This is a genomic window from Cryobacterium sp. W22_MBD10_FK3 (assembly GCF_052113745.1).
Classification (GTDB): Bacteria; Actinomycetota; Actinomycetes; order Actinomycetales; family Microbacteriaceae; genus Cryobacterium.
Window position 1 is genome coordinate 18108 of sequence record NZ_JBGQOH010000006.1, and the last position, 12655, is coordinate 30762.

General features: G+C 71.0%; 11 protein-coding genes. 1 reads left to right on the forward strand and 10 read right to left on the reverse strand.

Going from position 1 to position 12655, the window contains the following annotated elements:
* Positions 1-88 precede the first annotated feature (88 nt).
* Positions 89-442: a VOC family protein gene (locus ACEN2M_RS08120; RefSeq protein WP_441647610.1), complete on the forward strand. Its 354-nt coding sequence runs from the start codon at positions 89-91 to the stop codon at positions 440-442.
* 7 nt (positions 443-449) lie between these two features.
* Here the strand turns inward: ACEN2M_RS08120 and ACEN2M_RS08125 are convergent, their stop codons facing one another.
* The 10 genes from ACEN2M_RS08125 to ACEN2M_RS08170 form a co-directional block, all read right to left on the reverse strand.
* Entirely contained in the window at positions 450-812 is a 363-nt protein-coding gene (locus ACEN2M_RS08125) for an SdpI family protein (RefSeq protein WP_441647611.1), read from the reverse strand.
* A gap of 74 nt (positions 813-886) precedes the next feature.
* Entirely contained in the window at positions 887-1990 is a 1104-nt protein-coding gene (locus ACEN2M_RS08130) for an SDR family oxidoreductase (protein ID WP_441647612.1), read from the reverse strand.
* 57 nt (positions 1991-2047) lie between these two features.
* Positions 2048-2938, reverse strand: a complete 891-nt coding sequence (locus ACEN2M_RS08135) for a D-hexose-6-phosphate mutarotase (protein ID WP_441647613.1) — start codon at positions 2936-2938, stop codon at positions 2048-2050.
* A 94-nt stretch (positions 2939-3032) separates the two neighbouring features.
* Positions 3033-4274, reverse strand: a complete 1242-nt coding sequence (locus ACEN2M_RS08140) for a sensor domain-containing phosphodiesterase (RefSeq protein WP_441647614.1) — start codon at positions 4272-4274, stop codon at positions 3033-3035.
* A 200-nt stretch (positions 4275-4474) separates the two neighbouring features.
* Entirely contained in the window at positions 4475-5179 is a 705-nt protein-coding gene (locus tag ACEN2M_RS08145) for a response regulator (protein ID WP_441647615.1), read from the reverse strand.
* Complete coding sequence (locus ACEN2M_RS08150; protein WP_441647616.1) at positions 5176-7782, reverse strand: ATP-binding protein; 2607 nt, start codon at positions 7780-7782, stop codon at positions 5176-5178. The genes ACEN2M_RS08145 and ACEN2M_RS08150 overlap by 4 nt, the downstream gene beginning before the upstream one ends.
* Positions 7783-7785: 3 nt before the next feature.
* Positions 7786-8415 carry a potassium-transporting ATPase subunit KdpC gene (gene kdpC / locus ACEN2M_RS08155; RefSeq protein WP_441647617.1) on the reverse strand — a complete coding sequence of 210 codons (630 nt, stop codon included), beginning with the start codon at positions 8413-8415 and terminating at the stop codon, positions 7786-7788.
* A gap of 46 nt (positions 8416-8461) precedes the next feature.
* Positions 8462-10615: a potassium-transporting ATPase subunit KdpB gene (gene kdpB, locus ACEN2M_RS08160; RefSeq protein ID WP_441647618.1), complete on the reverse strand. Its 2154-nt coding sequence runs from the start codon at positions 10613-10615 to the stop codon at positions 8462-8464.
* A gap of 3 nt (positions 10616-10618) precedes the next feature.
* On the reverse strand, positions 10619-12292 hold the full coding sequence (kdpA, locus tag ACEN2M_RS08165; protein WP_441647619.1) for a potassium-transporting ATPase subunit KdpA: 1674 nt from the start codon (positions 12290-12292) through the stop codon (positions 10619-10621).
* Positions 12292-12381 (reverse strand): potassium-transporting ATPase subunit F, encoded by a 90-nt coding sequence (locus ACEN2M_RS08170; RefSeq protein WP_441647620.1) that lies wholly within the window; start codon positions 12379-12381, stop codon positions 12292-12294. The genes kdpA and ACEN2M_RS08170 overlap by 1 nt, the downstream gene beginning before the upstream one ends.
* Positions 12382-12655: the final 274 nt, after the last annotated feature.

The following is a 12655-nucleotide window of genomic DNA, read 5'->3' on the forward strand; positions in this document are numbered from 1 at the left end:
CTCTTCCCGGGGCATCCGCGCGCGGCTATCCCGCCGCATCCGCGCCGGTCACTTGTGCATCGGCGCGACACGGGCTGGGATGGGGGGCATGAAGCTGACGAGCGTGACCGTGGGGATGCCGGTGCAAGACCTGGAGCAGGCCGAACGCTGGTACCGGCGGGTGTTCGAACTGTCGGAGCCGGCGATCTCGCCGGCTCCGGGGGTGGTGGAGGTGCCGATGGGCGCGATCGACCTCCAGCTGAGCGGGGAGCCGGTTGCCCGATCGGGCGCCCGGAACACCCTGCGGGTAGGCGTGGAGAACGCGGCCGCCGAGTACGAGCGACTCAGCGCGTTGGGGATCGAGCTCGGTCCCCTCGAGCATGTGCCTGGAGCCGTGGACTACTTCGACTTCGACGACCCCGACGGGAACGCGCTCGGCGTGTATTCGCTGGTGCTGGACTGACCCGGTCTTAGCGGTCGTTCTCGTCGGCGTGCACGAGCGCGAGGTTCGCGGCCCGGTTCGCCACCATGGCCCCGATCAGGACGAGGATCAAGGCCGCGGCCGAGGACGCGAGCACCAGGGTTCCGGTTGCCTCGCCGTCGAGACGGAGCAGGATGGCGAGGGCGCCCGCCATGAAGATGACCAACCCGGCCAGGCCCATCGGGATGCGCGCGGCCCGGTGGCCCGCGGTCCAGGCCTCATCAGACATCATCAGGGCGCCCGTGCGGATGCCCGCCAGCGAGTTGATCCCCAGGCGTCCGCGGGCAGCGAGCTCACTGACCACCAGAACCAGGATGCCGGCGAGCATGAGGACGATTCCCGAAATGAGCATGCCTGCAGGCTACCGGGCTGGGCCGGCGCCGGGCCGGGCCGGGCCGGCGGGTCCGGTCGGCCGGGGCCCACGGGCTAGGGAATGAGACGCTCGGCGCGGTAGCGCTCGAACAGGTCGAGGAACGCCTGCTCGGTGTCGCGGTAGCCGGTGAATCCCGCGGCGCGACTGCGGCCCATGTCGGCGAAGACCTCCATGGCGCGGCCGAGGTCGGCGTCGCTGTGCCACCAGGACGCGAGCCGGCCGAGGTCGCCCTCCACGAGCCCGTGCTTGGCCACGATGCGGTCCCAGACCGGCTGGGCATCCGTCATCTGGGCCTCGAGTGGGCGCGCGGCCTCGCCGAAGCCCTCAGGCTCGACGCCGAAGTGCGCGGCCAGGCGCGGCCAGAGCCAGCGCCAGCGAAAGGTGTCGCCGTTGACGATGTTGAAGGCGGTGTCGGCGGCGGCCGGGGTGGTCGCGGCCCACACCATCTGCTCGGCGAGGAGGCCGGCGTCGGTCATGTCGGTGACGCCGTTCCACTGGGTCTCGGAGCCTGGGAAGACGAACGGGCGGCCCAGTTCCTTGCAGATGGCGGCGTAGGTCGCGAGGGTGGAACCCATGTTCATGGCGTTGCCGACGGCGTGGCCGATCACGGTGTGGGCGCGGTGCACCGACCAGGTGAACCCGCGCGCGCGGGCGGCGGCCCAGAGCTCGTCTTCCTGCGCGTAGTAGAAGTTCTCCACCGACAGGCGCGGTTCGTCCTCGTGGAACGGGGTGTCGGGCACCTCGCCCTGACCGTACGCCTCGAACGGGCCGAGATACTGCTTGAGCCCGGTCATCAGGGCCACGTGCCGCACCGGCGCGTCGGCCAGCGCGGTGAGCAGGTCGCGCACCATGGCGGAGTTGACCCGGATGTTCTCGGCCTCGGTGTCTTGGCGGAGCCACGCTGTGAAGAACACGTGGGTGGGCTGATGGCCGGCCAGGGCGGTGCGCAGCGACTCCACGCTGCGGAGGTCCGCGCTGACCGGGCTGACGCCGGGGCGAGCGGCAACGGGAGTGCGGGAGAGAGCGATCACGCTCCAGCCCTGCTCGGTCAGCAGGTCCACGAGGGCCGAGCCGGCGATGCCGCTGGCTCCGGCGACGAGTGCGGTGCGGGCGGGCGGGGTGGGCAGGGTGGGCAGGTCTTCGGGTGAAATCAGCATCCCGTGGCACAACGTCGCGCCCAGCCGGAGAATTCCGGATGCCCCTGGGCGGGGATTTCAGGCCACTGAGTAGCGCACGGTCATCGCGTGGCCGGCTCCCGGCGCCAGGGTGATGGCGTTGTCGCGGATGTTGCAGGTTTCCACACACACCATGCCGGTGTACTCGTCGTCACCGAAGTCGGCCATGGCGGCGGCCTTGTCGATCCATGGGTTCCACACCACGGTGCTTGCCGAGCCCTGCGTGCTGACGGTGATCGCCCGGTCGGTGGCGGCATCCGTCACGGTGGTGGTGGCGGTGGTGTTCAGGTAGATGCGGTCGGTTTCGGCCTCGAAACGCACCGGGGTGCTCTCGGCGGGCTTCGCGCCGCTGAGCCGGTCGATGAAGGGGGCGCCCTCGAGGCCGGCGACCGTGGTCTGGCGGATGTCGGCGACGGCGAAGTAGGTGTGCAGGGCCTCTTCGAAGGTCACCGTCTCGCTGTCCCGGTTGGTCACCTGCAAGCTGAGCGTGAGTTCCGCGCCCACCGTGATCGTGTACCGCGCCTCGAACCGGTGCGGCCAGGCCGAGGACCGGGTGGCCTCGGTGTCGGTGAGCTGGAAGACCAGCACCACGTCGTCGCCGGCCTCGCGGGCTTCGACCAGCTGCCAGTCGGCCAGGCGGGCGAACCCGTGGGAGGGGGCGGAGGCATCCGTGGGGTGCCCGGCGAACCAGGGGAAGCAGATGGGCACGCCGCCGCGGAGCGGAATCCCTGGCGCGAACTCGCTCTGCTCGCTCATCCAGATCACCGGGGTGCCGCCGGCCGGTGCCCAGGCGCTGACGTGCGCGCCGCGCAGGTAGACCTCTGCAGTGGCGGCCGGGCCGAAAACCCGGACCACGGCCAACCCGCCCTCGCCCATGCCCAGTTCGACGGACGACGGCAGTTCGAGCGTGCGGGGGATGGCGGCAGACATGGTGACCTCCGTGGTCGTTGGTGTGGTTCCATCCTAGGAACGCTCGCCCGGGCGGGCACGGCGTTGGGTGCACGTGTGCTCGGATTCGTGCCGGTCAGGCAGGCAACCGATTGATCAGGGTGAGCGCGGCGGCGGTGGCGAGGTCGCGGTCGTGGGTGAGCACGAACTCGTAGGAGCCCTCGGCGTGGTTGTGGGGGTCGACCTCGCGGGCGGCCAGAACGGCGGCGAAATCCGCGGTGAGCACCACGATGTCCCACTCGTCGAGCAGCGGGTCGGCCGGGGCGATCTGGCCCACCCGGATGCGGCTGCCGGTCTCGAGCACGGGCTCGCCGGCGAGGTACACCGCCACCAGGCCGGCCGTTCCGCCGAGTTCCTCGTACCGCCTGCGCGTGGCCGGCGTGAGGTTGGTGTGGTGCTGGAAGGTCGAGAGCACCACGGCGGAGTCTCCGCTGGCCTGCGCGCGGGACTCGAGGAAGATGCTCATCTGCACCAGCAGCGCCCGGTTGGACGGACGCGGGCTGCGGAGCGGCGCCACCACCTCGTACGGGGTGCCCCTCGGTGCCGAGGGGGCCACGGGCTGGTCGGGGAAGCTGATGCCGGCGAGGCCGGCGGCGTCGGACACCTCGGCGACCGGCCGGCCGAAAAGCCAACCCTGCCCGTATGTGGCCCCGAGCGCGAGGGCGGTGACCCGGTGCTCCTCGGTTTCGATGCCCTCGGCGAGCACCACGGCGCCGGTGCGTTCGGCGTGCGCGGCGACGGCGCTCATCACCCGCGCGGCATCCTGGTCGGGCCGTTCGCGGATGAGCGCCATGTCGAGTTTGATCAGGTCGGGCGCCAGCAGGGGCAACAGGGCGAGCGATGCCGGTTCGGCGCCGAGGTCGTCGATGGCGATGCGGTAGCCCAGCGCCCTGGCCCGGTCGATGGCGAAGAACAGTCCGGCCGGGTTCGCCAACAGCGCCCGTTCGGTGACCTCGAGCACGGAGGGGGCAGGTGGGTGCGGGGCGTCCACGAGGTCGGCTCGGCGCAGGGAACTGGGTTCCACATTGACGAAGAGCGAGTGCGGCGCGGTGAAACCCTGCTCGGTGGCTGTGCGCACGCTGGAGCGCCAGCAGGCCAGGTCGAGGTCGGAGACGCGGCCAAGCTCGTGGGCCCGGTCGAAGAGCGCAGCCGGGTTGTGGAACGGGGTGTCGACGGGGCCGCGGCTGAGGGCCTCGTAGGCCACGGCGTCGCCGGACTCCAGATGCACGATGGGCTGGAACCGGCTGCTGATCAGCCCGTCCGCGAGAATCTCGTCGAACAGGACGTCGGACTCGCGCGCGCTCGCTGTCGTTCCCACAAATCCCCCATCAGCGCCGAAGCGCGTCTTTCTGGGAGTCTAGCGACGCGCACCCTGACTGCCGGTACGCGGGCAAGGCGCCGCTATGCGGGTGGCGCGCCACCGGCATAGCGGCGCCTGACCCGCAGATCGCGCGGCCCTGACCCGCAGATCGCGCGGCCCTGACCCGCAGATTGCGCGGCCGGGCGCCCGCGGGCGGGTCAGGGAGTGGCGGGCGCCGGGTCGGGTGCGAAGCGGTAACCCATGCCGGCCTCGGTGAGCAGGTAGCGCGGATGGGCCGGGTCCGGCTCGAGCTTCTTGCGCAGTTGGGCCAGGTAGAGCCGCAGGTAACCGGTGTCGGTCATCTTGTGTTGCCCCCAGACCTCGGCGTAGAGGGCCTGCCGGGTCACGAGCTTGCCCGGGGTGCGCAGCAGCAGTTCCAGGATCTGCCACTCGGTGGGGGTGAGCCGCACGTGTTCCGGCCCGGCGGGGCCGGCCCGCACGATGTTCTTGGCCGGCAGGTCCACGGTGATGGCGCCGAAGGTGACGACGGGTTCGTCGCCGCTGGTGGGCATCCGCCGGGTGAGGGCGCGGATGCGGGCCAGCAGTTCGTCGATCGAGAACGGCTTGGTGACGTAGTCGTCTGCGCCCCGGTCGAGGGCCTCCACCTTGTCGGAGGCACCGCTGCGGCCGCTCACCACCAGGATCGGCACACTGTTCCAGCCGCGCACCGAGTCGATCACGGCGAGGCCGTCGAGGTTGGGCATGCCGAGATCGAGCATCACCAGGTCGGGGTGGTACTCCACCACGGCCGCCAGGGCACTGGTGCCGTCGTGGGCGGTGACGATCTCGTAGCCGCGGGCGCCGAGCGTGATGCGCAGCGCCCGCAGGATCTGCGGGTCGTCGTCGGCGATCAGGATTCTCATTCGGTGACCTCGCCGCTCGGGGGGGATGCGCCGGCCGGGGGCGGGGTGGGCCCGACGGCGGGCAGTGTGATCACCATGGTGAGGCCGCCGCCGGGGGTGTCGTCGGCCTCGAGGGTGCCGCCCATGCCCTCCACGAACCCTTTCGACAGCGCGAGCCCGAGGCCCAGGCCGGTGCTGTTGTCGGTGTCGCCGAGCCGTTGGAACGGCACGAACACGTCGCCGCGCCGATCGGCGGGGATGCCGGGGCCCCGGTCCATGATGCGCAGCTGCACGGTGTCGGCGAACCGGCTGGCCGAGACCCGGGTCGGCGTGCCGGCCGGGGAGAAGCGCAGGGCGTTGCTGAGCAGGTTCACCACGGCCCGCTGCAGCAGGCCGGGGTCGGCGAGCACCGGGGCGAGGTCTGCGGGCAGGTCGAGTTCCACGGCGTCTGGCCCCAGGCCGAGCTCGTCGAGCGCGGGCAGCACCACGTCGGCCAGGTCCACGGGCCCGAGCGACACGGCCAGCGCTCCGGCCTGCAACCGGCTCACGTCGAGCAGATTGGTCACGAGCGACGCGAGCGTGTCGAGGCTCTCGCCGGCCGTGGCCAGCAGCTCGGTGCGGTCGGTGTCGGCCAGGGTGATGTCGGTGGCGCGCAGCCCGCTGATCGCGGTGGTCGCGGCGGCGAGCGGCCGGCGCAGGTCGTGCCCGACGGCGGCGAGCAGGGCGCTGCGCATACGGTCGGCCTCGGCCAGCGGCCCGATCTCGCTGGCGGTCTGGGCGAGATCCCGGTGCTCCAGGGCGGCGTCGATCTGGCTGGCGATGACGCTGAGCAGCCGACGCTCGGAAGCGGCGAGGTCGGGTCCGTAGAGTTCCAGGCTGGCCCGGCTGCCGATGGGCACTGTCGTGGCCGGAGTGGCCGGAGTGGCCGGAGTGGCCGAGGTCACCGGCGTGCCCGCCACCGCCGCAACGCCGGCACCGGCCACGCCCGCCGCGTCCTGCGCATCCGCCCCACCGGCCTCGACCAGCACCACGCCGTCGGCGAGCAGCCGCACCCGGCTGAGCCCGAATGCCTCCCGGGTGCGGGTGACCAGGGCCTGCACGGCGTCCTCGCCGCGCAGCACGCTGCCGGCCACGGTGGCGAGCAGCTCGGATTCGGCCGCGGCCCGCCGGGCCGTGCGGGTGCGCCGGGCGGCCTGGTCCACGACGTAGCTCACCAGCATGGCGTTGACCAGATAGAGCGAGAGCGCGAACAGGTGCAGCGGCTCGGCCACCGTGATCGTGTAGAGCGGCTGCACCAGGAAATAGTCCAGCGTGAGCCCGGAGAGCAGCGCCGCGAACAGGGCCGGCCAGACCCCGCCCACGAGGGCGACCACCACCACGAGCAGCTGGTAGCTGAGCACGTCGCTCGTGATCGACTCCTCGCTGCGGAAGGTGACGAGCAGCCAGGTGAGCAGCGGCCCGCCGGCCAGGGCCAGCGCAAAACCGGCCAGCCGGCGTCTCGCGGTGAGCGAGCCGCCCAGCCGGGGCAGGGCGAAGGTGCCGCCTGCGGCCGAGTGGGTGACGATGTGCACGTCGATGTCGCCGGACTCGCGGGTGATGGTGGCGCCGATGCCCGGGCCGGAGAGCGCCGCGGCGAGCCGGGGCCGGCGGCTGACGCCGATCACCAGCTGGGTGGCGTTGGCGGCGCGGGCGAACTCCACCAGCGCCCGGGGAACGTCGTCGCCGACGACCTGGTGGTAGCTGCCGCCGAGTTCCTCCACCAGCGCGCGCTGCGCGGCCAGGGCGCCCGGATGCGGCGTGGCCAAGCCGTCCGGGCTGATCACGTGGGCGGCGATGAGTTCTCCGCCGGCCGAACGGGCCGCGATGCGAGCGCCGCGGCGAATGAGGGTCTCGCCCTCCGGGCCGCCGGTGAGGGCTACAACCACCCGCTCACGGGCCTCCCACTTGTTGGAGATGCCATGTTCGGCCCGGTAGCTCTGCAGCGCGGTGTCGACCTCGTCGGCCAGCCAGAGCAAAGCCAGCTCGCGCAGAGCGGTGAGGTTGCCCAGCCGAAAGTAGTTCGACAGTGCCGCGTCGATGCGGGCCGCCGGGTAGACGTTGCCCTCGGCGAGCCGGTCCCGCAGCGCCTGCGGGGCCAGGTCGATGACCTCCACCTGGTCGGCGCCGCGCAGCACCGCATCCGGCAGCGTCTCGCGCTGGGGCACCCCGGTGATCTGCTGCACCACGTCACCCAGCGATTCGATGTGCTGGATGTTGACGGTGGAGATCACGTCGATACCCGCCGCGAGCAGGTCCTCGACGTCTTGGTAGCGCTTGGCGTGCAGCGAGCCGGGCGCGTTCGTGTGCGCGAGTTCGTCGACCAGGGCCACGTCGGGGTGCCGGGCGAGGACCCCGGCCAGGTCGAGTTCGGTCAGTTCGATGCCGCGGTGCGCCACGGTCGACCTGGGCAGCACCTCGAGGCCCTCGACCATGCGGGCGGTGGCCGCGCGACCGTGGGTTTCCACGATCGCGACGGCCACGTCCCGGCCCTCGTCCTGCAGCCGGCGGCCCTCGTCGAGCATGCTGTAGGTCTTGCCCACGCCGGGGGCGGCGCCGAGCAGCACGCGCAGACGACCGCGTTTCATGGGCTAGCCCTTTCCCTGCTCCGACTCGAGCTGTGCGAGTGCGAGGTTCAAGTTGAGCACATTCACGGTCGGTTCGCCGAGATACCCAAGGTCGGGCCCCTGTTCGGCCGCGTCCACCAGCGCGCGCACGTCGGCTTCGGGCAGGTCGCGGGCCGCGGCGACCCGGTCCACCTGCAGCCGGGCGTAGGCCGGGCTGATCTCGGGGTCGAGCCCGGAGGCGGATGCGGTGACCGCGTCCGCCGGGATCTCGGCGACCGGCACGCCGTCCAGCGCGCTGATCGCGGCCTGGCGGTCGTCGATCGCCTGGATCAGGTCGGCGTTCTCCGGCCCCCAGTTGCTGCCGCTGGAGGCGGCCGCGTCGTAGCCGGCGCCGGCCGCGGACGGCCGGGACTGGAACCATTCGGGCCTGGCCGCGCCGTCGGCATCCGTGAAGGACTGCCCGATCAGGTTGGAGCCGACGACCTCGCCGGAGCTGCGGGCGAGCGATCCGTTGGCCTGGGCGGGCAGCGCCACCTGGCCGATCAGGGTGATGGCCAGCGGGTAGGCCAGGCCGAGCACCACGGTGAAGACGAGCATGGCGCGCACGGCCACCCCGTACTGCCTGGTGCCGGTGCGGGTGCGGGTGGTGCTCATGAGCGGGACGTCCATTTCGGTTGGCGGGAGGAAGAGTTGCGCACGGTCAGAATCCCGGCAGCAGCGACACGACGAGGTCGATCAGCTTGATGCCCAGGAACGGGGCGATCACCCCGCCGAGCCCGTAGATCAGCAGGTTGCGGCCGAGCACGCTGGCGGCGCTCGCCGCGCGGTATTTCACGCCGCGGAGGGCCAGCGGGATCAGCACGACGATGATGATGGCGTTGAAGATGATCGCCGACAGGATCGCCGATGCCGGGGAGCTCAGCTGCATGATGTTCAGCACGGCGAGGCCCGGGAACACCCCGGCGAACATGGCCGGGATGATCGCGAAGTACTTGGCGATGTCGTTGGCGATCGAGAACGTGGTGAGCGCACCGCGGGTGATCAGCAGTTGCTTGCCGATCCGCACGATGTCGATCAGCTTGGTGGGGTCGGAGTCGAGGTCGACCATGTTGCCGGCCTCCTTCGCGGCGGAGGTGCCGGTGTTCATCGCCACGCCCACGTCGGCCTGGGCCAGGGCGGGCGCGTCGTTGGTGCCGTCGCCGGTCATCGCCACGAGGTTGCCGCCCTCCTGTTCCCGGCGAATGAGGGCGAGCTTGTCCTCCGGGGTGGCCTCGGCGAGGAAGTCGTCGACGCCGGCCTCGGCCGCGATGGTGGTGGCGGTGAGGGCGTTGTCGCCGGTGACCATGACGGTGCGGATGCCCATCGAGCGAAGCTCGGCGAAGCGCTCCTTCATGCCCTCCTTGACGATGTCCTTGAGATAGACCACGCCGAGGACGGTGCGCTCGCCGGATGCCGAACCGGTGGCGACCACGAGCGGCGTGCCGCCCAGCCGGGAAACCCGTTCCACCTCCGCGGTCAGCTCGGCCAGCACGGTGTCGGCCACCGGTCCGGCCTCGCCCACCCAGGCCAGCACGGCGGAGCCGGCGCCCTTGCGGATCTGCCCGCCGGCGAAGTCGATCCCGCTCATGCGGGTTTGCGCGGTGAACGGCACGATGTCGCCCGCCAGGCTGTCCGGTCGGTGGAATCCGCGCTCGGCGGCGAGGTCGACGATCGACTTGCCCTCCGGGGTGGGGTCGCTCAGCGACGAGAGCGCCGCCGCTCGCACCAGCTCGGCCTCGGTCACGCCGGTCAGTGGCGTGAACTCGCGGGCCTGCCGGTTGCCGTAGGTGATGGTGCCGGTCTTGTCGAGCAGCAGGATGGTGACATCGCCGGCGGCCTCGACCGCGCGGCCCGACATGGCCAGCACGTTCCGCTGCACGAGCCGGTCCATGCCGGCAATGCCGATCGCCGAGAGCAGTGCGCCGATGGTGGTGGGGATCAGGCAGACCAGCAGGGCGATCAACACGGGCAGGCTCACGGTGGCGGCGGAGTAGCTCGCGATCGGGTTGAGGGTGAGCACCACCACCAGGAACACGATCGACAGGCTGGCCAGCAGGATGTTCAACGCGAGTTCGTTCGGGGTCTTCTGCCGGGCGGCGCCCTCCACGAGGGCGATCATGCGGTCGACGAAGGTCTCGCCCGGTTTGCTCGTGATGCGCACCACGATCCGGTCGGAGAGCACCCGTGTACCGCCGGTGACAGCGGAGCGGTCGCCGCCGGATTCCCGCACCACCGGCGCGGATTCGCCGGTGATGGCGGATTCGTCGATGGAGGCGATGCCCCACACGATGTCACCGTCGCCCGGCACGAGCTCGCCGGCCACGACGATCACGGTGTCACCCAGGGTGAGATCGGCCGACGAGATCGAGCGAACCGGGGCGCCCTCCGCCCCGGGGTTGGTGCCCGCGTTGTAGTCCAGCACCTGGGTGGCGTTGGTGCTCGTGCGGGTCTGGCGCAGGCTGTCGGCCTGCGCCTTGCCGCGGCCCTCGGCCACGGACTCGGCCAGGTTGGCGAAGATCACGGTGAGCCAGAGCCACACCGCGATGCCCACGGCGAACGAGCCGGGCACGGCGCTGCCGCCGGAGTCGGCGGGCCCGCCGAGGAACGGTTCGCAGATCGCGAGCGCGGTGGTGAGCACGGCGCCGATTTCGACGATGAACATCACCGGGTTCCGCCACATCAGGCGCGGGTCGAGCTTCCGCACCGCTCCGGGCAGCGCGGCCACGAGCTGGCCGGCGCTGATCGCCTTCTTCGGTGCGGGCTTCGGGCTCACGGGGGCGGTCGGGCTGTCGGGGGTGGTTATCAGTGTGGTCATGGCTTACTGCAGCCCTTCCGCCAGGGGACCCAGCGCGAGTACGGGGAAATAGGTGAGTGCGGTGATGATGAGCGTGACGCCGATCAGGAGGCCGACGAACTGCGGCCGGTTGGTGGGCAGGGTGCCCGCCGTGGCCGGCACCTTGTCTTGCGCGGCGAACGAGCCGGCCAGGGCGAGTACGAACACGATGGGCAGGAACCGGCCGAGCAGCATGGCCACGCCGAGCGCGGTGTTGAACCACGGGGTGTTGGCGGTGAGGCCGGCGAAGGCCGAACCGTTGTTGTTGGCCGCGGAGGTGAACGCGTAGAGCACCTCGGAGAGACCGTGCAGGCCGGGGTTCCAGATCGACGTGGCCTCCACATCCGCTCGCACGGCGGGGACCGCGAAGCTCAGCGCGGTGCCGGCGAGCACCAGGGTGGGGGTGACCAGGATGTACAGGCTGGCCAGCTTGATTTCCCGCGGCCCGATCTTCTTGCCCAGGTATTCCGGGGTGCGGCCCACCAGCAGGCCGGCCACGAATACCGCGATCACCGCGAGGATGAGCATGCCGTAGAGGCCGGAACCGGTGCCGCCGGGGGCGACCTCGCCGAGCATCATGTTGAGCATCGGCAGCATGCCGCCAAGCGACGTGTACGAGTCGTGCATCGAGTTGACCGCGCCCGTGGAGGTGAGGGTCGACGTGGTGGCGAACAGGGCAGAGCCCCAGATGCCGAACCGGGTCTCCTTGCCTTCCATCGAAGCCCCGGCCAGCCCGGGTGCGGTGCCGGCGCCGTTCAGTTCGAGCAGGGTGAGCGCGGTGAGGGAGAGCACGAAGATCGTGGCCATGGTGGCCAGGATCGTGTAGCCCTGGCGCTTGTCGCCGACCATGGTGCCGAAGGTGCGCGGCAGGCTGAACGGGATCGCCAGCATCAGCACAACCTGGAACAGGTTGGTGAAGCCGGTGGGGTTCTCGAACGGATGCGCCGAGTTGGCGTTGAAGAAGCCGCCACCGTTGGTGCCGAGCAGCTTGACCGCCTCCTGCGAGGCCGCCGGCCCGCCGGGGATCGACTGGGTGGCTCCGGTGAGCGTGGTCACATCGGTGAACCCGGTGAAGTTCTGGATGACCCCGCCGGCCAGCAGCACGATGGCGGCGAGAACCGACAGCGGCAGCAGCAGGCGCAGCACGCCGCGGGTGAGGTCCACCCAGAAGTTGCCGATCGTGCCGGAGCGGCGCAGCATCAGGCCGCGCACCAGGGCGATCGCCACGGCGAGGCCCACGGCGGAGGAGACGAAGTTCTGCACCGCGAGGCCGAGGATCTGCACCGAGTAGCCCAGGGTGACGTCGGGGGAGTAGGACTGCCAGTTGGTGTTGGTGACGAACGACACCGCGGTGTTGAACGAGAGCCCCTCCGGCACGGCGTCGAAGCCGAGCGAGTAGGGCAGCACGGCCTGGGCGCGCTGGATGGCGTAGACGAACAGCACCCCGACGAGAGAGAACGCGAGCACGCTGCGGAGGTACGCCGCCCAGGTCTGCTGGCCGCGGGCATCCACCCCGATCAGGCGGTAGAAGCCGCGCTCGATGCGCAGGTCGCGGTGCGAGGTGTAGATCGTGGCCATGTAGTCGCCGAGCGGCCGGTAGATCGCCGCGAGCACGGCCACCAGGGTGAGGGCCTGCAGGATGCCCAGCCAGACCGGCACTAGAACCGCTCCGGTTTCACGAGGGCCAGCACGAGATAGCCCAGCGCCGCTACGGCGAGCAGCGCGGCGATCACATCGAAGACGATCACAGCTTCGCCACCCCCCGGGCGGCGGCGCCGATCAGTGCGAACACGGCGATCACGCCGAGCACGTAGACAAGGTCGAGCATGTCGATTCTCTCCATTCCTAGGCCGCCGGAACACCGGCTGCAACCTGTGCTCTGCTCGAGCACGGAATCGAGTACACACCCGCGCGACGCCGCCCAGCCGTTTCCTAACGAACCCCTAACGCCTTGTCTGGGCAGGCGCACGAGTTGGGCGCCTGGTGACCGACGCGGTCACGTTCCACGGCGCCTCGAACACC